The following is a 19,748-nucleotide window of genomic DNA, read 5'->3' as shown; positions in this document are numbered from 1 at the left end:
GCATGAACCAACACACCGCCCTGGCGCCTGGCGATGCCGGACAGTCGATCCGTCCGTGGCAGCGCGACATCCATGCCTGCTTCACGGCAGCTGGCATCACGCACGTACCGTTCGTGCCTGACGCCGGCCACAAGGGACTGATCAAGCTCTGCGAAGCCGACCCGGCCATCACCACGACCGTCCTCACCACCGAAGAAGAAGGCGTCGCGCTGGCGACAGGCCTGTGGCTTGGCGGCCGGCGCAGCGTCATGCTGATGCAGTCGAGCGGCGTCGGCAATTGCATCAATCTCTTCAGCCTGCTCGAGAACTGCCACGTGCCCTTCGTCACCCTGGTGACCATGCGCGGCGAGTTCGCCGAGTTCAATCCCTGGCAGATCCCCATGGGCAAACGGACCGGCGCCGCGCTCGCATTGATGGACTTCGACGTCTACCGCGCTGAAGACGCCGGTTCTGTTGCCGACACGGTCAGCGGCGCGATCGACCACGCTTTCTTTTCACGACGGGCCGTCGCGGTGCTGCTGGCGCAGCGTCTGATCGGCCGCAAGGACTGGAGCAAGTAGATCATGACCATCGAACGCCGGCGCGCCGTCGCCGACCTGCTGGCCGAGCGCGGCGATCTGCGGCTTGTCACCGGGCTGGGTTCACCCGTGTATGACGCGTTCGCCGTCGGCGACCATGACCTGAATTTCTACAACTGGGGGGCCATGGGTTCGGCCGCCATGATCGGCCTCGGCCTGGCGCTGGCGCAACCCGACAAGCCGGTGCTCGTCATCACCGGCGACGGCGAGATGCTGATGGGCATCGGTGCCTTCGCCACGATCGCGCAGCATCGGCCGGCCAACCTGTCGATCGTGGTGCTCGACAACGGGCAATATGCGGAAACCGGCATGCAGCCGACCGCGACAGCGTTCGGCGTCGACCTTGCGGGCGTGGCGGCGGCCTGCGGCCTGCGTGATGTCGTCACGCTGCGATCCAATGACGAGGTCGCGGCGTTGCGCGCGCGTATCGCGGCGCGCAATGGCACGGTTGTGGCTGTGCTCAAGATCGCGCCGGGCGATCAGCCCCATACGATCCCTCTGCGCGACGGTGTAGAGATCGCCAACCGGTTCGTGCGCCGCGCCGCCGCGTAAGGCGCGACCGCTGACATCGGCCCGTGCTATACCGCCGCTTCCTGCGGCGGAGGAGCACACCGATGGCAAACGAAGCCGACATCGTTTTCTACCACGCCCCGCAATCGCGCTCGATCATCGCGCAGTGGATGCTGGAAGAACTGGGCCAGCCCTATCACCTGCATCTGCTGAACCTGAAAAAGGAAGAGCACAAGCAGCCGGCCTATCTTGCCGTGAACCCCATGGGCAAGGTGCCGGCAATCGCGCACAAGGGCGTCATCATCACCGAGGCGGCGGCAATCTGCTGCCACCTCGCCGACGCCTATCCCCAGGCCGGACTCAATGTCTCCGTCGGCGATCCGCGGCGGGGCCCCTATTTGAAGTGGCTGTTCTTTGGCCCCAGTTGCCTGGAGCCGGCCATCATCGATCGCATGTTCAAACGACCCGACGTCGTACCAGGCGCACTGGGGTACGGCACCTTCGACACCACGCTTGACGTCGTGATCACGGCCATCACCGAGGGCCCCTACCTGCTCGGCGAACAGTTCACGGCGGCCGACGTCGTGATCGGCTCCGGCCTGGTCTGGGGCATGGCGGTCAAGGTGGTGCCGGAACGGCCAGAGATCCTGGCCTATGCCGCACGGCTGCGCGAACGCCCGGCCTTGCAACGCGTCTACACCAAGGACGCCGAGTTCGCCGCCGCCCAGGCTGCTTGAGAAGTCCGACGCCCTGGGAGGTGCCCTCCCAGGGCCGCCTCCCCAGTGCGTTGGAAGTGCTCAGAACCCTCTTTGCCTCACCTTCCAGGACGGGCTAAGAGAGCAGCATGACCAACCATCTGTTCTCGCTCATCCGCTCGCGCATTCCTGCCCCCGACAAGGTGTTCATCGAGACGCCGCAGGGCCGGACGCTCACTTATGCCGACCTGGTCGAGGGCACCGGCCGTTATGCCAATGCGCTGGTGGCGCTGGGTGTCGCCCCGGGTGATCGGGTCGCGGTGCAGGTGGAAAAGAGCGTGTCGGCGATCCTGCTGTACCTGGCCTGCGTGCGAGCCGGCGCCGTCTTCCTGCCGCTCAATACCGCCTATACCATCGCCGAACTGGACTACTTCATCGGCGATGCCGAGCCGACCGTCGTGGTCTGCGACCCCGCCAAGCGCGAGGGCATCGCGGCGATTGCCGGCAAGGCTGGCGTCAAGGCGGTCGAGACGCTCGATCCCGCCGGCAACGGCAGCCTTGCCAACAAGGCCGCGACCCACTCGCCGTCGTTCGACGACGCCGGCCGCGCCGCCGATGACCTGGCCGCGATCCTCTACACGTCGGGCACGACAGGGCGCTCCAAGGGCGCGATGCTGACGCACGACAATCTCGCCTCGAACGCACGCACCCTGGTCGACTATTGGCGTTTCACCGCCAGCGACGTGCTGCTGCATGCGCTGCCGATCTATCATACCCATGGCCTGTTCACGGCCACCAACACGCTGCTGATGGCCGGCGGCTCGATGCTGTTCGTGTCGAAGTTCGATGCCGACACGGTGATGAAGCTGCTGCCGCGCGCCACGGCGATGATGGGTGTGCCAACCTTCTATACGCGCCTGCTGCAGCATCCGGGCCTCACGCCCGACGCGACGAAGCACATGCGGCTCTTCGTCTCCGGCTCGGCGCCGCTGCTGGCCGAGACGCATCGCGATTGGCGGGCCCGCACCGGCCACGCCATTCTCGAGCGCTACGGCATGACCGAGACCAACATGAACACCTCGAACCCCTATGACGGGGATCGGGTAGCGGGCACCGTGGGCTTCCCCCTGCCCGGCGTCGCCCTGCGCATCGCCGATCCGGAGAGCGGCCATGTGCTGCCGCAAGGCGAGATCGGCGTCATCGAGGTCAAGGGGCCCAACGTCTTCAAGGGCTATTGGCGTATGCCGGAGAAGACGGCGGCCGAGTTCCGGGCCGATGGCTTCTTCATCACCGGCGACCTTGGCCGCATCGACGAGCGCGGCTACGTGCACATCGTGGGCCGCGGCAAGGATCTGATCATCACCGGCGGCTTCAACGTCTATCCCAAAGAGATCGAGGGCGAGATCGATGCCGTCGACGGTGTCGTCGAGAGTGCCGTCGTCGGCGTGCCTCACCCCGATTTCGGCGAGGGCGTCACGGCCGTCGTCGTGCGCAAACCCGGCGCGACGGTGGACGAACGAACGATCCTGTCGGCACTCGAAGGTCGGCTGGCCAAGTTCAAGCAGCCCAAGCGCGTGATCTTCGTGGATGATCTGCCGCGTAACACGATGGGCAAGGTGCAGAAGAACGTGCTGCGCGACCTGCACAAGGACTTGTACGCACGGTGAGCCTCGGGTGGGCGCACAGAGCGCCACCCAGCACCATCACGACACCCGCACCAGCAGCTTGCCGCGATTGCGGCCGGCGAACAGTTCGGCGAGCGCCGTCGGCGCCTTCTCAAGACCGTCGACGATATCCTCGGCCGCCGTCAGTCTGCCCTGGCGTAGTCCTGCCACCCCAGCATGCCGTCGACCACGTGGCCCACCGCGATATCGGCCACATTCGATGCCGTCACCTCGCCCAGCGCGAATCCGTGCATCACATCGCCAGGCGACACCGGCGATTTGTACGTCGGCACCGGCGACATCCAGGCCCGGTTCGCGGGATCGAGTGACAGCAGCCGGGAGCGCACCACAATCTCACCTGGGCCTGGCTGCGGTACCGGCTGTTCGCGCAGGGTGAAATGCTCCGGCCCCACCATGCCTGCCGGACGCGTGGTGAGCAGCCACTGGCGGTTGACGGAACTGGGCATGTGGTTCCTCCTCGACGTCGCTGGCGGTGCATCTCGTCGCAGTTACCGGCGCCCGCCTCGACTTCGTTCATTCCCGGCGCTAAAAATGCCACCGAACCCGCGTTTCGGACCAATGGATCGTTCTCACGCCGCCTCTTCGAAGTCCAGTGCCCCGCACATGACCGGGCGCCGGGCCGTGGCGTTGTGGCTGGCGCTGCTGGCGCTCACGATCCAGGCCTTCTCCCCGCTGGCACACGCCCGCGCCCTGCAGCGCTTCGCCGCCGATCCCGGCAGCGGCTATGTCGTGATCTGCGCGCCCGACGGCCTGAAGCTGATCGATCTCGACGCCATGGTCGCGGCGGACGCCCGCGACGGCAAGGCTGTCGGCTTCCACCTGCCGTTCGACGTCAACGCCAAGGCTGGCAAGTTCGCATGCTGCCTCGCTGCCGCCGTACCGGCCGTCGCACCCGATCTGCCCACGCTGCTGGCGCCGCCGCGCGTTGCAACCGCAACGGCGCCACCGCTTACGGCAAGCCCGCACCACGTGCGTGGCTTGCCGCCGGATCGCCCCGGCCACCCGCGCGGCCCACCGGTTTGACTGGCGCGGCGATCGCCGCGCACTCCACGCCTGCATTCGGCGGGCTCGATGACGAAACGCACCCGGTGCGTTTTGACGCTTTCCGCACTGGCGGAGAACAGATCATTCGAATCGACGGAGAACAGTCATGTTGAAGCAGGCCATTGTCGCCGCTGTCATCGCGGCGTGCGCCACGCCCGCCCTGGCGCATGTCACACTGGAGACCCAGGATGCCCCGGTCTCGTCAGGCTACAAGGCGGTGTTTCGCGTGCCGCACGGCTGCAAGGGCGCGGCAACGACCGCGGTGCGCATCAAGATTCCGGAAGGTGTCATCGGCGTGAAGCCGATGCCCAAGCCGGGCTGGGAACTGAAGGTCGCCAAGGGCAAGTATGCGAAGGCCTACGACCTTTATCACGGTGCGGTCAGCGAAGGCGCCAAGGAGGTCAGCTGGAGCGGCGGCATGCTGCCGGACGAGTTCTACGACGAGTTCGTGCTGCAAGCCTACCTGAGCGCCGATCTCAAGCCGAACACGGTGATCTATTTTCCGGTCGTCCAGGAGTGTGCTGGCGGTGCGGCGTCGCGGTGGATCGAAATCCCGGCCGAGGGCAAGAAGGCGGGCGACTATGAGAGCCCGGCGCCGGGCCTGAAACTGTTGCCCAAGAAGTGACGTGACCGAGAGCGAGCACCTACCGCCCATGCAGCCATCCTCCGTGCGGGAGCGAGAACGCCCGCGCTTCCAGGCGAGATGGCGCATCCTCGCAACGCTGGTCGTTGTCGTGCTCGCCCTCGCCGCTTCGGCGGGCGAGGCGCTGGCGCATGCCGCCTTGCTGCGGGCCGAACCGGCGGATGGTGCCGTTGTCGCCGACCCACCGACGCGCTTCAGCCTGACCTTCAACGAACCGGTCGCGCCGTTGGTGCTCAAGCTCGCCCGGCCGGACGGCAGTACGCTCACTCTGGACCGATTATCGCAGGATGGCCCAACCGTGGCCGTCGAGGCACCTGGCGATCTCGCCTCCGGTACCCACGTGCTGAGCTGGCGTGTGGTTTCCGAGGACGGTCATCCCGTCGCCGGTGCTGTCGTGTTTTCGGTCCGAACACCCAGCACCGTTGCCGCACCGATCACCGTGCCGCCGTACCAAGATCCGGTGCGCGGTACCATCTGGGTCGTCAAGCTGGCCTTGCTGGCGAGCCTGTTCTTCGGGGTGGGCGGCGCCTTCTACCGGGCCTGGCTGTCGCCGGGCTCGCGATACGGTGTGCGCTTCGTCTCCCGCATCATCGTACTGGGCCTGATCGCAGCGCCACTTTCGGTCGGTCTCCAGGGCATCGATGCGCTGGACGGGACCCTTTCCGGCGTTGCGATGCCGGCAACCTGGGCCGCCGGCCTCAGCACCAGCTACGGACGGACCGTCATCGTGGCGGCCGTGACGCTGCTGCTGGCTCTGGTAACCTTGCGCCAGGCCGTGCAGCGCTACAGCCGCGGCCTGTCGTTACTGGCGCTGGCGGGCGTCGGCGTTGCCCTGGCGGCGAGCGGACACGCCGGTGCGGCGCATCCCCAGTGGCTGACCCGGTCGGCGGTGTTCCTTCACACGGTCAGCATCGCTTTCTGGATCGGTGCCCTGGTGCCGCTCGCCACGCAACTCTCGGCCCGTGCACCGGAGTCTGCCGCCACACTGCAGCGTTTTTCGCGCATCATTCCGATCGTCCTTGTGCTGCTCGCCGCCTCCGGCATCACGCTGGCCATCATCCAGCTCGAGCGGCCAAGCGCTTTGTGGACAACGGACTACGGCGACGTCCTGCTGATCAAGGGCGGACTTCTCCTCGCTCTCCTGGGGTTGGCGGCCGCCAACCGCTGGCGGTGGACAGCGCCGGTCGGACGCGACAGACCGAACGCGGCTCGGCACCTGGCCCGGGCGATTCTGGTCGAGACCGTCCTCGTGGTGGGCATTCTCGGCGTGGTATCGCTGTGGCGCTTCACACCGCCGCCACGGGCACTCGCGAGCGCCGCCCAGGCACCGGCCTATGTGCACATCCATACGCCAGCAGCGATGGCCGATATCACGGTGCTGCCAGGCCGCACCGGCCCCGTGACGATTACCGTGGTGACGATCGCCGGCGACTTCACGCCATTGGAGGCCAAGGAGGTGACGCTGGCGCTGGCCAATCCGGCTGCCGGCATCGAGCCGATACGACGCCCGGCGCAAAAGCGCGACGACGGCACTTGGGTGGTCGACGGTCTCGTGCTGCCGACGCCGGGCCGCTGGTCTGTGCGCGCGGACATCCTGATCTCCGACTTCGAGCTGGTGACGCTCGAAGATACGATCGAGATCCGGCCATGACGCGCGCCCGGGAGGTCACGTGGCGGCGAGCCCTGGCGCTGTGGCTGGCGTTGCTGGCGCTCACGCTCCAGGCCTTCTCACCCATCGCACATGCCCGGGCCCTGCAGCGCTTCGCCGATGGCCCGGTCAACGGCTACGTGGTGATCTGCTCGGGTGATGGCCTGAAGCTGATCAGCCTCGATGCCCTGACCGCGGTGGATGCCGGCGACGGCAAGGCCGTGGGATTCCATCTGCCGTTCGACGTGCAGGCCAAGGCCTCCAAGCACGCCTGTTGCCTCGCCGCCACCATACCGCTGATCGCGCCCGATCCGCCCGAGATCCTGCCGCCCGCCCGCGCGGCCAACGCCACGGCACCGCCACGCGCGCGAGGCCCGCAGCGAACCGCCAACCTGCCGCCGCAGCAACCAGGCCATCCGCGCGACCCTCCCCGCTCTGCTCGCATCACGTCGTAGCGACGCCTGCCGGCCAGTGTGCCGGCGGCCACCAACCATCCCAGGTCCACCCTCGTGGACCACCCGTTCCTGCTCTGACGACTGCCACGCCAGGCCGTGCCGCACGCCGCGTGGTGGGGAGACACGACAATGCCATTCGACAGACGTTGGTCCGCGCCCACGGCCACGGCGCTGGGTCTCATTCTGTTCACGCAACAGGCCCTTGCCCAGGCGCCGATCGAGACGCCGCCGGTGACCGTGACCGGCGAGAGGCCCAGCCGGTCGCTGACGGTGCCCTCCTTCGATGACGCGCGTCGCGATATCGAGCGCACGCCGGGCGGCGTCGGCATCGTGCCGGCCGAGCGCATTCGCGACAGCCGTGCCGTCACCGTCAAGGACGCGCTCGACTATGTGCCGGGCGTATTCGCCCAGCCGAAATACGGCCAAGAGGACGCCCGGCTCTCGATTCGCGGTTCCGGCCTGTCGCGGAACTTCCATCTGCGGGGTATCCGCATCATGGTCGATGGCGTTCCGATGAACCTGGCCGATGGCGGCGCCGACACGCAGGAACTCGACCCGCTGGGTGTCCGCTACATCGAGGTGTTCCGTGGCGCCAATGGCCTGCAGTGGGGTGCTGCGTCACTCGGCGGCGCCATCAACTACGTCTCGCCGACTGGACGCGATGCCCCGCGACTGCTGCTGCGCGCCGATGGCGGCAGTTTCGGCAGCGCCGGCGGCCAAGTCGCCGTCAGCCGCAGCCTGGGTCCATGGGACTTCTGGCTGTCGCCAACCTACAGCCGCTCAGACGGCTATCGCGACCACACCGCACGCAACTACCTGCGCTTCAACGGCAATCTCGGCTACCGCTTCGGTGATAACGCCGAGACGCGCTTCTTCGCCGGCGTCAACCATATCCGCCAGAAGATCCCCAGTTCGCTCAGCCGTTCGCGCACCTACAGCGACCCGCGGTCAACGGACCCCTCGAGTTTCGCGAAGGGCACGCGCCGCGACATCGATTCGCTGCGGCTTTCCAATCGCACGACGTTTCGCTTCGGCGATGACGAGCTGACTTTCTCGGCCTGGTATCACCACAAGGTGCTGTTCCATCCCCTGTCGTTCGGCATTGTCGACAATGTCTCCGACGATGGCGGCGGCAGTGTGCGCTGGAAAGGCACCGGCATGATCGGCGGCCTGAAGAACGAATATGTCGTGGGCGCCAACCTCTTCACCGGGGTGAATGTCAACAAGACCTACATCAACAGCAACGGCCACCGGAACGGCCTGATGAACCACGTCGATGAGCATTCGACCAACATCGAGCTCTACGGCGAGAACCGGATTTATCTCGACCCGACCGTCGCCATCATCGTCGGTGCCCAGTTCAACCGCGCGCGACGGCGCCTGGAGGACAAGTTCCTGAGCAACGGTGATGACAGCGGCAGCAAGACCTTCACCAGCTTCAATCCCAAGATCGGTGTCCTGTGGCAGCCGCGCCAGGACCTCCAGGTCTTCGCCAATCTCAGCCGCGCCTCGGAGCCGCCGACCTTCTCCGAGCTCAACCCCAACGCCAACCCAGGCTTCGCCAACCTCAAGCCGCAGAAATCGTGGACGGCCGAGATCGGTACGCGCGGCAAGTGGCGCGGCATCGGCTTCGACGTGTCGCTCTACCGCGCCTGGGTTCGGGATGAACTGCAGCTTTTTGTCGTGCCGGGCTCGGGCGACGGCGGCTTCGCACTGAATGCCGATCGCACGGTTCATCAGGGCGTCGAGCTCGGTCTCGATGCCACGCTGTTCGAAGGGCTGGCGACACCGGCGGCCGGAACCAAGGACAAGATCGACGCGCGGCTGGCCTACACATTCAGCGATTTCCGGTTCCGCAACGACCCGGTCGCCGGCAACAACCAGATCCCCGGCGCGCCACGCCACTACCTCCGCGCCGAACTGCGTTACAGCCATCCGCTGGGCTTCTGGTTCGGGCCGAACATCGAGTGGGTGCCGCAGGGCTACTACGTCGACAACGCCAACACCAAGGCATTCCGCACCCGGTCCTATGCGCTATTCGGCGCCCGGGCGGGATGGACGTTCGAAAACGGGCTCAGCGTCTTCCTCGACGCCCGCAACCTGTTCAACAAGACCTACGTCTCCAATACCAACGCACGGCCGGTCGCAACGCCGGTCGACCAGCTCTACAATCCCGGTGAAGGCCGCGCCGTCTTCGTGGGGCTGGAGTTCAAGTGGTAAACACTCCCGGGAGTGCGGGCGTTCCGCTCGCTCAGTCGGGCGAAAGCAGAGCTTTCGCCCGATGCGGGCCAGGGGCCAGGTTTAGAATACCTTGGCCAAGGTGAGACGGAAGGCACGTGGCTCGGCGGGATGGAAATGGCGGTCATCGACGCCGTCGGGGGCCTCGCCCTGCAGGCGCGAGGCATAGAAATAGTCGATCTGGCTGGCCTTCTTGTTCAGCAGGTTGAAGACATCGAGTTGAACGCGAACACCATTATCGAAGGCATAGCCGACGCGCCCGCTGACCAATGTCGTCGATCGCGAACGCACGCTGTTGTCTTCGATCAAGGGACGCGGCCCGAAATAGCGCAGCCGCAGGGCGCCGAACCAACCCAGGTCCTCGCCCAATTCGACACCAGCCGAGATCACGACACCGGGCGCGCCGGGAATACGCTTGCCGGCCGGATCGCGATTGGTGAAACGCGCGCGCGTGACGGCGACGTCAAGATCCAGCGCCAGCCACGGCATAGCCTGGTAGTGGTTCGTCCATTCGATGCCGACACGCCGGCTGGGGCGGCTTGCCTCGGTCGTGCCGGCATCGCCGACAAACAGGATCTCGGAATCGAAGGTCAGCACGAAGAGCGCCAGCGAACTGTCGAGCCCCTTCAGCGCCTGGGTGCGCACGCCGATCTCGGCCCCCTTGGAGCGCACCAGCAGCGGCACGCGCGACTGCGGCGACACTTTGTCGATTGGATCGACCGAGATGGTGACACCCCGTACGTCGTTGCTGTGGAATCCAAAACCACCGTTCAGGAACAGCTCGGTCTTGGCAAACGGCCCCAGCACCAGGCCCGCCTTGGGGCTGGCGATGAAATCGTGCGTCTTGCCCGAGTTGGCCGGCGTATCGCTGCGCACCTGGGCATCAAAATAGTCGCCGCGCACACCGACGCTCGTGCGCAGCCAGTCCGTCCAGCGCGTGGCGTTCTGGATATAGAAGCCGAGACTGGACTCCTTCACCCGGTCTTCCCGAACGGTCGACAGCGTCTTGCGTTCATGGGTCTTGAGCAGGCCGACGCGAATGTCGTCGAAGCGGCCCTGGAAGCCGATCCGGGTCTCCGTTGGCCGGTCGCCCAGGCGACCTTTGAAGGTATGACTCGCATTCAGGCCCAGGATGGTGCGCTTGTCGCGCTGCCGGAACTGATCGCCATCGACCGGATCGTCGAGAAAGAAGGTGAAGTTGCTGAACAGGTTCAGCGTGCTGCGGATCGCATAGGCCTCGATCCGGCTGCTGCTGTCGTCATCCGATCGGCTCCAGCGCCCCGACAGGCTGAACCGACTGGAAATGCCGCCGTCGGTGCGATCAAGTGAGCCGAAGCGATTGATCAGCCCCGATGACACCGCACGAGCCGGGATCTGGTCCGTCGCGGTCCACCGGTTGTGATAGCCCATCGCGGCAATGGCAAAGCCGTTATCGTCCGTCCCCTGGCTGTAGCGCGCCACGGCATTGAACTTACGGACGTTGTCGTCGACCTTCCATGGCCCGTCGTAGAAGGTGACCTCACCGGCGGCCAGCACGGTGCCCGGTCCGACCGCGAACGATGTCATGCCAAGCCCACGCCAGTAACCGAAGCTACCGCCCGTGGCCTGCAGCAGGCTGCGATCGAGCTTATCGGCATAGGCCAGGTGAACCGCGCCAGCCGACGAAAAATCACCTTCGTCGGCGAAGTACGGTCCCTTGCGAACGGTGACGCTGCGCAGCAGTTCGGGGATCAGGAAGTTGATGTCGGCGTAGCCCTGGCCGTGGCCATGCGTGCGCATGTTGATCGGCATGCCGTCCAGGGTGATCGCAAGGTCCGTGCCATGGTCGAGGTTGAAGCCGCGCAGGTAGTACTGGTTGGCCTTCCCCTCGCCGCTGTGCTGGCTGACGATCAGGCCGGGTGTCACCTCCAACGCTTCGCCAGGTCGCGCTGTCGGACGCGACAGCGTGCGCTCGCCCGATATGCTGCGCTCGCTGGCAGCGTCAACCGGCTGCGCCTCGGCCGGCCGCGGCGCCGTGACGACCGTGCGCGGCAACTCCTGCGGCTTCGGGTTTTCTGGAGACTGCTGCGCGAATGCGCCACCACAACCAACGAACAAAACGACCGTGGCTGCCGCCCAACGACCATGGCGGCGCGACTCCCCGCAATTCATTCCCTCTACCCCCAACGCACCCCAACATGCTGAGGGAGGCTACTGTCAATTTTCCGACAAAGGAACCCAGTCACAGCAACGAACTTCGTTGCACTTCAGCGACGAGATCTAGGATCCCGTCGCCAATGCTGCATCGAGCGAGCGGTGGAAATGCGCGATCGCACCCTCGAAGCGTCCGTAGGTGAAGACCGTGTTGGCACCGCTGCCGATGCCGCGCTGAATCGCACAGGTCACGTCACGATCCTCGGCAGCGCCGGTCTGGTCGACGAAGGCGGCGTCGCGGGCCACGGCCTCCTGCTGCTCGCTGTCGCTGCTGCCGATATTCGACAGTGCGAACGTGATCAACCGCGTGCGGTCGATGGACACCGGCTCCAGAAGGACCACCTTGGTGTGCTGCGACAGCACTGCGATCATCACGTTGGGAAACAGGTGGTAGACGTAGGTCAACAACCCGTCGACGCGGCGGCGTTCCGGCGGCACGTCCGCCAGCTTCGCGATGCGTCGGAACGGGAAGGTCACGCGGCTGTTGCGGCCGAACTGCTCGATCACGTTGAGATTGTCGAATCCGTAGGGATAGAACGTATCGCGGTGGGTCGAGCGGATGTGATAGCCCTCGAGAAAGCCCTCAGCCACGATCTTCCAGTTGGCTTCGGTTTCGCTTTCAGTCCTGGCAAAGATCTTCTGCTGCGGCCCGATCAGGTCGGGCAACGTGTCCAGTACGCCAGCGTTGTCGATGTCGCCGTCCTGCGCCACGAACACCAATCCAGATCGTTCGACCGCAGGCACGGAGACAAGGCCGTGCGTCGCCTTGTCGAGATCGGGGAAACCGTACTCGTGCGGGATGTGGCTGAGGCTGCCGTCAAGCCGGTAGGTCCAGCCGTGATACCGGCAGACGAAGGCCTTGGTGCATCCGGAGCCTGTCGCGACCAGCATGCCGCGATGGCGACAGGCGTTGCGGAACGCCCTGACCGCGCCATCCTGGCCGCGGACGACGATGATCGGCGTGCCGGCGGCCTCGCGCGCGATGTAGGCCCCCGCCTCCGCCAGCGCGGCCGAGGGACAGAACGGGACCGGAAGCCGCCGCAGCAGGTTAATTTCGGCAGCCAGCCGATCCCCCGACCGATAGTTCGCCACAGGCTCCCGCCAGATGTCGTCGCTGAGATCGGTAGTGCCCTTTTCGATATGCTCGAGAATGCGCTGCGTCACCTTCTGGTCGCTCATCAGGATCGTCATGGTGTTCCTCCTCGTGATCGAAGGATCGGGTCGCACCGCTTCACCAGCAAGCGAAACGCAGCCGCCCATCGGTGAACCCCATTCATCCGTAATCGGCAAAGAAAGAGAGTGACCGCTCAAATAATTTCTGTTAGATGCGGGCGCCATAACGCGGCGGGGTGATTTGCACACTTCCGCCCACCAATGGAGACCGTCTTGGCGATTCCTGCCCGTCTTTTCTCACCCAGCCTCGAGCAGGTCGCGAATGTCGCGACGGCACAAACGATGCTCGCCGGTATCAGGGAATATCTGGACGAATACGCCCGCGAGATCTTCGATCTCTGGTTCGAGGGCAAAGTCAACGGCGAGGTGACGTTCGACAACCCGAAATGGGCCAACTACATGCGGGCGGAAGCCAACCTCGCCCGGCATATCGATACGCAACTCAGCGCCTACGCCGACTCTCTCGCGGCGGAAGTCGCTGCCAACAACGGCCGCCTATCGCGCCCCTTCAAGCTCACGTTCCACGCCGAAGTCGGCAGCAGCACGGGTGGCTACCGCACGGGCTATGCCGTGCTTCACGGCTCCAACAAGAGCGCCGGCGATTTCCAGGTGACAGGCAATCTGATGGCCACGCGGCTGGCCCCGGCCCAGGGGGTCTACACAGTCACATTCAACAACCTGGTGTTCGTCTTCAACGACATCGTTGACGCCAACAAGAAGTACGCCAGCGACGTCACGGGATTGCGGTTGGCCAACAATCTGGCGCGCGTCCTGCGCGTGGGGCCGCCGCGGGACTACATCCTGCGCATCAAATGGTCGCCAGTCGGCCCCAAGGTGTTTCAGTCAGGCCCCTACAGTAAGACGCCCGGAGCCGCCGTGACCCCGCCCTTCCGCCGCTGAGACAAGCAGTTACTGCTTGGCGTTGCCGAACACGGCGTGGCGCACCGTGTCGCCGGGCTTGATTCCCAGCATGCGGGCGGCGCCGCCGTTGATCTCCAGCACGGCGCGCACCGGCGAACCGCTGTCGATGTTACGGGTCGACAGCGGTTCGGTGTTGGCATGAATGCGCGCGATGGTGCCGTCGGCGTTGATGAACAGCATGTCGAGCGGAATGAGCGTGTTGGCCATCCAGAACGACAGCGGCTGCGTGCGGACAAAATCGAACAGCATCCCTTCATGCACGCCGAGCTTCTGGCGGAACATCAGGCCGCGCTGCTGCTGTTCGGGCGTCAGCGCAAGCTCGACATCGAATTTCTGCTCGCCGGCGGCAGTGTCGATGACGAGGCTCGATTTCTCGAACGCCACCGCCGGCGGCGCCGGTTGCGCCACGGCAACGGGCACCATGCTGGCAAAGACCAGAAGAGCAAACAGGCCGGCGACCACCCGTCGTCCGACCGCGACCAACGCATCGCTTCGCACGGCGCTCACCGTCATACCTTGTCCACCCCGGTCGGGTGATCGAGCACATAGAGCCACCGGCCATCGGGCTGACGCCGCAAAACCTCGGCACTGGTCCCTTTGCGCTCCGTCGGCTTGCCCGCGGCATCGGTGCCGGTCAGCACCCAGTCGTGGCGCACGAGCGCCAGTCCATCGCGTTCCATGATCATGGCCGCCGTCATGGTCATGCGTGGCCGCTGCGCGGTCATGCGGGCGAAGGCCTCACGGATGGCCGCCTTGCCGACCACGCGCGCGCCAGGCTGCGGCGCCAGCACGGCGTTCTCCTCATAAAGGCTGGTCAGGGAATCCAGGTTGCCGGCGGAGAATGCCTCGGCGAACGCGCCGGCCATGTCCTCGACCCGCATCACCACCGCCATGAGCACCCTCCTCTGCTGGACGGCGCGCATGGTAGCGGGGAGAGATGGCAAAAAGAAAGCCGCTTGCAGCATGCACGACACCTCGCCATCATCGCACCTTGTCACCGGGGGGAGCCGCGACAGGCGGCTGAGAGGTCTGACAGGACGACCCCTGGAACCTGATCCGGTTCGCACCGGCGTAGGGACGGGTGAGCATGTCGTCGATCACGGCCGCTCCGACAGGGGCGTCCTCCAGTCATTACCCTGAAGGCCTCGCACGCGACGCGGGAACGGCGCCGACCGGCCTGCCGGCGGCGCCGGCCATCCGCTTGAGTGCCGCCCGTGTGCTGTTCGAAGGCACGGCGCTGTTCGACGGGCTGACGCTGGTGCTGCCGGCGGGGCGTACCACCTGTCTGCTGGGGCCGTCCGGTGTCGGCAAAACCTCCCTGCTGCGCATGATTGCCGGCCTGCTGGCGCCGGAAGATGGCACGGTGCTGACGACATCGGATGGGCAGGCACTAACCGGACGCATCGCCTACATGGCGCAGACCGATCTGCTGCTGCCCTGGCTTGACGTTCTGGGCAACGCGACCCTGGGACCACGGCTGCGCGGCGATGCCGCGGCGCGTGCTCAGGCCCGACAGCGGGCCACAGCGTTGCTCCAGGACGTCGGCCTCGGCGATCGGCTGACGGCACGGCCCGACGCCTTGTCCGGCGGCATGCGCCAGCGCGTCGCCCTGGTGCGTACCCTGGTCGAGGACCGGCCTGTCGTCCTGATGGACGAGCCGTTCGGCGCCCTCGATGCGATCAGCCGCCTGCAGCTGCAGGACCTCGCTGCCCGCCTGCTGGTCGGCCGCACCGTGCTGCTGGTGACGCACGATCCGCTGGAGGCGGCACGTCTGGGCCATCGCATCCATGTCATGGCGGGCGCGCCGGCGACACTGGACACCGCCTGGGAACCTCAGGGGGCCGTGCCACGAGCGGCGACCGATCCCGGTGTGCTGGCGACGCAGGCCGAATTGCTGCGGCGCCTGGCCGATGCAACGGCTGGAGGTGCGTCGTGACCGGATCGCTCCGCCCCCTGCTGATTGCCGCCGGGCTGTTGGCGCTGTGGGAGGCCGCTGTGTGGGTGGGCGATATCCCGCACTACATCCTGCCGCCGCCCAGCGTCGTAGCACTGGAATTCATGGACCGCAGCGATCTGCTGGCCGAGCACGCGGCGTGGACGCTGATGGAAATCATCATCGGGCTGGTGCTGGGGGTCATCCTGGGCGGCGGTGCCGCCTTGGCGATGGCACGCTCGGTTCGCCTGCGGGCCTGGGGGCTGCCCCTGATGGTGATCAGCCAGGCGGTGCCCGTGTTCGCCATCGCGCCCCTTCTGGTCTTGTGGCTGGGCTATGGGCTGGCCTCGAAAATCGCGATGGCGACGCTGATCATCTTCTTCCCTGTCGCCAGCGCGTTCTACGACGGGCTGCGCCGTGTCGATCCCGGTTGGCTCGACCTGGCCCAGATCATGGGCGCTCCGCCACGAGCGACCTTGATGCGCATTCGCTTGCCCGCAGCGTTGCCGGCTTTCGCGTCCGGCGTGCGCGTGGCGGTGGTCGTCGCGCCCATCGGCGCCATCGTCGGCGAATGGGTCGGCGCCAGCGCCGGCCTGGGCTACTTGATGATGCAACAGCTTGCCCGCGGTCAGACGGCGCTGGCGTTCGCCGCGCTGGTGATGCTCTGCCTCATCGGCGTCGCGCTCTACTTCCTGGCGGACGCCCTGCTGCGTCGCGCGATGCCATGGGTACCGCACACTTCTTGAGCAGCTTTCAACGAACAAGGAGCAGCCATGATCCTCAATCGCCGACAAACGCTGGCCGGCCTGGCTCTCGGCGCCATCATCGCGGCCCGGCCCGCGGCGGCGGCAGACAAGCTCACCGTCTTGCTGGACTGGTTCCTCAACCCCGATCACGCAGCGCTGGTGATCGCTAAGACCAAAGGCTTTTTCGCCAAGCAGAATCTCGATGTGGACCTGATCGTACCGGCCGATCCCAGCGCGCCGCCCAAGCTGGTCGCCGCCGGCAAGGGTGACATTGCGGTATCCTATCAGCCGCAGCTTCAAATGTTCGTGGCCCCCGAACGCGCCAGCGAAGCCCTGCCGCTGGTCCGCATAGGTGCGCTGGTGGCACAGCCGTTGAACGCCCTGGTTTCGCTGGCCGATGGTCCGGTCAAGACCCTCGCCGACCTCAAAGGCAGGAAGGTGGGCTACTCGGTGGCCGGCTTCGAGGACGCGATCCTTGCCGCGATGATCGAAACCGCCGGATTGACGTTGAAGGATGTCACCCTGATCAACGTCAATTTCAATCTCACCACGGCGCTGAAGTCCAAGCAGGTCGATGCAGTGATCGGCGCCTTCCGCAACTTCGAGCTCAACGACCTCGACATCGCCCAGCTCAAGGGCACCGCCTTCCTGGTCGAGAACCATGGCGTGCCGGTTTACGACGAGTTGATCCTGGTGGCCCGTCGCGACGGTCTCGACCCTGGAAAGATGCGTCGCCTGCTGGACGCGATCCGCGAGGCCACGGTTTGGCTGCGCGCCAATCCCGATGCGGCCTGGGCGGAATTCGCCAAGTACGGCGGCAAGGAAATCGCCAATGAGTTGAATCGGCGGGCGTGGAAGGACACGCTGCCGCTGCTGGCGGCCGATCCCGCCAGCCTCGATCGTGCCCGCTACGAGCGCTTCGCGGCGTTTCTCAAGACCCGCGGCCTGATCAAGCGCGACGTGCCGGTGGACAGTTACGTTCGCGAGATCAAGTGATGCGCTACGACAACCGGATCTCGGCGACCTGCAATCCCTTGGGGCCGGTCGTGACGCGCACGCGCACGGTCTGGCCGGGGGTCAGGCTCTCGATACCGTGCCGTCGCAAGGTCGCGGCATGCACGAAGACGTCCTTGTCGGTGGCTTGCGGGCACACGAAACCGTAGCCGCGCTCGGCGTTGTACCACTTCACCAAGCCGACGACGAAGTCGGCTTCGTCTTCCGATGTCTCGCTGGCAGTCGGCGCCTGTGGCGCTTCCGGGCGTGGCATCGGGCCGGCGGTACTGAGGTCCACCGACGTAATGCGCATCACCTGCAACCCCTTGGGTCCCTTGGTGGCATGGCAGCCAAGGGTCACGCCGGGCGCAATATCTTCATGCCCGGCCTGTCGAAGCACCGTGATGTGAAGGAACGCATCGCCGCCGCCCGATTCGGTTGTCACAAACCCGAATCCCTTGGTGGCGTTGAACCACTTCACTCGACCACGGAACTCAACCGTCTCCGGAGCACTGCTGCCTTGCCCTGTTGCCTGGGTCGTCATACAGGCCGATCCCACTTTTTTCTTGTCCCCTAATGAACCCTAACACCGATTCCACGGCGCGGGAACAGTCTCAATTTCACACGGCAAGGCTCTCGACGTAAAGCAACACCGTATACAGAAGGTTTCGACACTACCGCGCAGCCATGGGAGCACGGGCATGGCGTTTTGCGCCGCGCCGGTGACATCAATCCCGAAAATTCACGAACTGGACGGGCCTATCGACATCAAGGCCCCGCACCAGGGCGATCGCAGCCTGCAGATCATCCCTGCTCTTGCCGGTGATTCGCAGTTCGTCGCCTTGGATAGCGGTCTGGACCTTCAGCTTGGAGTCCTTGACCGCCTTGACGACCGATTTGGCAAGGTCGCGATCGATCCCCTGCTTGACGGTCACGATCTGGCGTACGGAATTGCCGGACGCGCGCTCGGACTCGCCAAAATCGAGCGCCTTGTGGTCGAGCTTGCGGCGCACGAAATAGCCGCGCACCAGTTCCTGCACCTGGCGCAGCTTCATCTCGTCGTCGGCAATGATGGTGATGGCATCGTCCTTGCGCTCCAGGGTCGATTTGCTGCCCTTGAAATCGAAACGCGTGCCGATCTCGCGGCGAACACCATCGAGGGCGTTGTCGACCTCGGCCAGGTCAGTCTTGGAAACAATATCGAACGACGGCATGGCGCTGGCAGCTCTCTGCAACAGGGAACGGTACGATCCTAGCAACCGTTGCGGGACGCCGCTACGCTGCCGGCACAACAACGGGGGAAGAGCCGATGATCTCGCGTCGCCGTGTGATGGGATTGCTGGCTGCCACGACCCTGCCCATCCGGGCATCACAGGCGCGCAGCACCACGTGGTCGATGTCGACGGAATACCCGGCCACGTCGATGTCAGGCGAGGGGCTGCGTTTCTTCGCGGACGCCCTGGCGCGTGAAAGCGGTGGCCGGATTGCCGTCAACGTGTCGTTCGACGCCGCCTTGAAGTCGGCCGACGTGCCAACAGCCATCAGCGACCACCGGGTCATGGGCGCCGACGCCTTCGCCGGCGGCCTGGGCCAGTTCGATCCGCTGTTCCTGCTGTCGTCCCTGCCATTTCTGGCCGCCACCCAAGCGGACGCACGTCGTCTTTATGCGGCAGCACGAGTAGCCTACGCCGAACGCCTAGCGCAGGAGGGGCAGGTCCTGCTCTTCGCGACGCCATGGCCCCCTTCCGGGCTATGGGCCAAGAAACCCATTATCGCCCCGGCCGACCTGGCCGGCCTGGCCATCCGAACATATGACGCAACGAGCGCCCAGGTTCTCGCCGCATCCGGCGCCCATCCAGCCAACCTGTCGTTCACCGACACCATGCCCAAGCTGGTCGACGGTTCGATTGCCGCCGTCCTGTCGTCCGGTGACGGTGGCGCCGGCCGCCGCCTGTGGGAGCACCTGCGGCATTTCACCGAGATCAACTATGCGGTGCCGCTCAGTCTCGCGATCGTGAACGCCGGGTACTTCAAGGCGTTGCCAGATGATCTCCACACCGCCGTCGACCGCGCGGCAGAGGCGACCGAAGCCCGGCAATGGCAGTTGTTGGAAACGCGGCTTGCCGCGAACTATGCCCGCATGGCCGAGAACGGCGTCACCATTACCAAGGCCGATGCACTAACCCCCGAACTACGGGCGCTGTTTGCGCGCAGCGCCCGCGATGCCATCGACGCCTGGAAAAAGCAGGTAGGCCCCGAGCGCGCCCGCCTGCTGGCGACCGTGGAAAAGTGA

At 65.7% G+C, this 19,748-nt stretch carries 22 protein-coding genes and 1 riboswitch; of the genes, 14 read left to right on the top strand and 8 right to left on the bottom strand.

All coding sequences use genetic code 11. The features are described 5' to 3' along the window. Positions 1-2 precede the first annotated feature (2 nt). From FQU96_RS15240 to FQU96_RS15225, 4 genes are all read left to right on the top strand, one after another. On the top strand, positions 3-560 hold the full coding sequence (locus FQU96_RS15240) for a phosphonopyruvate decarboxylase (RefSeq protein ID WP_146542125.1): 558 nt from the start codon (positions 3-5) through the stop codon (positions 558-560). Between the two features lie 3 nt (positions 561-563). Further along, positions 564-1,130: a thiamine pyrophosphate-dependent enzyme gene (locus FQU96_RS15235; RefSeq protein ID WP_146542124.1), complete on the top strand. Its 567-nt coding sequence runs from the start codon at positions 564-566 to the stop codon at positions 1,128-1,130. A 62-nt stretch (positions 1,131-1,192) separates the two neighbouring features. Next, positions 1,193-1,825 (top strand): glutathione S-transferase family protein, encoded by a 633-nt coding sequence (locus FQU96_RS15230; protein ID WP_146542123.1) that lies wholly within the window; start codon positions 1,193-1,195, stop codon positions 1,823-1,825. Positions 1,826-1,932: 107 nt separating this feature from the next. After that, positions 1,933-3,450 (top strand): malonyl-CoA synthase, encoded by a 1,518-nt coding sequence (locus tag FQU96_RS15225; RefSeq protein WP_146542122.1) that lies wholly within the window; start codon positions 1,933-1,935, stop codon positions 3,448-3,450. Positions 3,451-3,486: 36 nt separating this feature from the next. On the opposite strand, the gene FQU96_RS42685 is transcribed toward FQU96_RS15225, so the two are convergent. Together FQU96_RS42685 and FQU96_RS15220 are read right to left on the bottom strand one after the other, a co-directional pair. Next, on the bottom strand, positions 3,487-3,618 hold the full coding sequence (locus tag FQU96_RS42685) for a hypothetical protein (RefSeq protein WP_255468362.1): 132 nt from the start codon (positions 3,616-3,618) through the stop codon (positions 3,487-3,489). Continuing rightward, positions 3,591-3,914 carry a hypothetical protein gene (locus tag FQU96_RS15220; protein ID WP_146542121.1) on the bottom strand — a complete coding sequence of 108 codons (324 nt, stop codon included), beginning with the start codon at positions 3,912-3,914 and terminating at the stop codon, positions 3,591-3,593. Before FQU96_RS15220 ends, FQU96_RS42685 begins: the two co-directional genes overlap by 28 nt. Before the next feature lie 157 nt (positions 3,915-4,071). Here FQU96_RS15220 and FQU96_RS15215 point away from each other — a divergent pair, with 157 nt between their 5' ends. The 5 genes from FQU96_RS15215 to FQU96_RS15195 all read left to right on the top strand — a co-directional run bounded on the left by FQU96_RS15215 (position 4,072) and on the right by FQU96_RS15195 (position 9,478). Beyond that, entirely contained in the window at positions 4,072-4,491 is a 420-nt protein-coding gene (locus tag FQU96_RS15215; protein WP_146542120.1) for a DUF2946 family protein, read from the top strand. Between the two features lie 127 nt (positions 4,492-4,618). Further along, positions 4,619-5,137 (top strand): DUF1775 domain-containing protein, encoded by a 519-nt coding sequence (locus tag FQU96_RS15210; protein ID WP_146542119.1) that lies wholly within the window; start codon positions 4,619-4,621, stop codon positions 5,135-5,137. 28 nt (positions 5,138-5,165) lie between these two features. Next, the gene (locus FQU96_RS15205; protein WP_146542118.1) at positions 5,166-6,806 is read left to right on the top strand and encodes a copper resistance CopC/CopD family protein; all 1,641 of its coding nucleotides are present in this window, start codon (positions 5,166-5,168) and stop codon (positions 6,804-6,806) included. Further along, positions 6,803-7,258 (top strand): DUF2946 family protein, encoded by a 456-nt coding sequence (locus tag FQU96_RS15200; protein ID WP_146542117.1) that lies wholly within the window; start codon positions 6,803-6,805, stop codon positions 7,256-7,258. Before FQU96_RS15205 ends, FQU96_RS15200 begins: the two co-directional genes overlap by 4 nt. Before the next feature lie 129 nt (positions 7,259-7,387). Beyond that, on the top strand, positions 7,388-9,478 hold the full coding sequence (locus FQU96_RS15195; protein WP_146542116.1) for a TonB-dependent receptor: 2,091 nt from the start codon (positions 7,388-7,390) through the stop codon (positions 9,476-9,478). 81 nt (positions 9,479-9,559) lie between these two features. Here FQU96_RS15195 and FQU96_RS15190 read toward each other — a convergent pair whose 3' ends face one another. Further along, positions 9,560-11,647 carry a TonB-dependent receptor gene (locus FQU96_RS15190; protein WP_146542115.1) on the bottom strand — a complete coding sequence of 696 codons (2,088 nt, stop codon included), beginning with the start codon at positions 11,645-11,647 and terminating at the stop codon, positions 9,560-9,562. Between the two features lie 108 nt (positions 11,648-11,755). Continuing rightward, complete coding sequence (locus FQU96_RS15185; RefSeq protein WP_146542114.1) at positions 11,756-12,880, bottom strand: aromatic ring-hydroxylating dioxygenase subunit alpha; 1,125 nt, start codon at positions 12,878-12,880, stop codon at positions 11,756-11,758. 195 nt (positions 12,881-13,075) lie between these two features. Here FQU96_RS15185 and FQU96_RS15180 point away from each other — a divergent pair, with 195 nt between their 5' ends. Next, entirely contained in the window at positions 13,076-13,762 is a 687-nt protein-coding gene (locus tag FQU96_RS15180; protein ID WP_146542113.1) for a hypothetical protein, read from the top strand. A gap of 9 nt (positions 13,763-13,771) precedes the next feature. On the opposite strand, the gene FQU96_RS15175 is transcribed toward FQU96_RS15180, so the two are convergent. Beyond that, positions 13,772-14,290, bottom strand: coding sequence for a DUF192 domain-containing protein (locus FQU96_RS15175; protein ID WP_255468359.1), 519 nt, complete (start codon positions 14,288-14,290; stop codon positions 13,772-13,774). A gap of 2 nt (positions 14,291-14,292) precedes the next feature. Continuing rightward, on the bottom strand, positions 14,293-14,676 hold the full coding sequence (locus FQU96_RS15170; protein ID WP_178130524.1) for an SgcJ/EcaC family oxidoreductase: 384 nt from the start codon (positions 14,674-14,676) through the stop codon (positions 14,293-14,295). A 97-nt stretch (positions 14,677-14,773) separates the two neighbouring features. Then, positions 14,774-14,879: riboswitch (TPP riboswitch) on the top strand. On the opposite strand from FQU96_RS15170, the gene FQU96_RS15165 reads away from it, so the two are divergent. The 3 genes from FQU96_RS15165 (at position 14,871) to FQU96_RS15155 (ending at position 17,458) form a co-directional block, all read left to right on the top strand. After that, the gene (locus FQU96_RS15165) at positions 14,871-15,719 is read left to right on the top strand and encodes an ABC transporter ATP-binding protein (RefSeq protein ID WP_146542110.1); all 849 of its coding nucleotides are present in this window, start codon (positions 14,871-14,873) and stop codon (positions 15,717-15,719) included. Its footprint overlaps the riboswitch before it by 9 nt. Next, entirely contained in the window at positions 15,716-16,462 is a 747-nt protein-coding gene (locus tag FQU96_RS15160; protein ID WP_146542109.1) for an ABC transporter permease, read from the top strand. Before FQU96_RS15165 ends, FQU96_RS15160 begins: the two co-directional genes overlap by 4 nt. Positions 16,463-16,489: 27 nt before the next feature. Then, positions 16,490-17,458: an ABC transporter substrate-binding protein gene (locus FQU96_RS15155; protein WP_146542108.1), complete on the top strand. Its 969-nt coding sequence runs from the start codon at positions 16,490-16,492 to the stop codon at positions 17,456-17,458. A 4-nt stretch (positions 17,459-17,462) separates the two neighbouring features. On the opposite strand, the gene FQU96_RS15150 is transcribed toward FQU96_RS15155, so the two are convergent. Together FQU96_RS15150 and FQU96_RS15145 are read right to left on the bottom strand one after the other, a co-directional pair. Further along, positions 17,463-17,999: a cold-shock protein gene (locus FQU96_RS15150; RefSeq protein WP_146542107.1), complete on the bottom strand. Its 537-nt coding sequence runs from the start codon at positions 17,997-17,999 to the stop codon at positions 17,463-17,465. Positions 18,000-18,183: 184 nt separating this feature from the next. Continuing rightward, on the bottom strand, positions 18,184-18,669 hold the full coding sequence (locus tag FQU96_RS15145) for a YajQ family cyclic di-GMP-binding protein (protein ID WP_146542106.1): 486 nt from the start codon (positions 18,667-18,669) through the stop codon (positions 18,184-18,186). Between the two features lie 95 nt (positions 18,670-18,764). Here FQU96_RS15145 and FQU96_RS15140 point away from each other — a divergent pair, with 95 nt between their 5' ends. After that, positions 18,765-19,748, top strand: coding sequence for a TRAP transporter substrate-binding protein (locus FQU96_RS15140; protein WP_146542105.1), 984 nt, complete (start codon positions 18,765-18,767; stop codon positions 19,746-19,748).

It is taken from the genome of Reyranella sp. CPCC 100927 (assembly GCF_007859315.1).
Lineage (GTDB): Bacteria > Pseudomonadota > Alphaproteobacteria > Reyranellales > Reyranellaceae > Vineibacter.
This window is presented reverse-complemented; position numbering and strand designations above follow the sequence as displayed.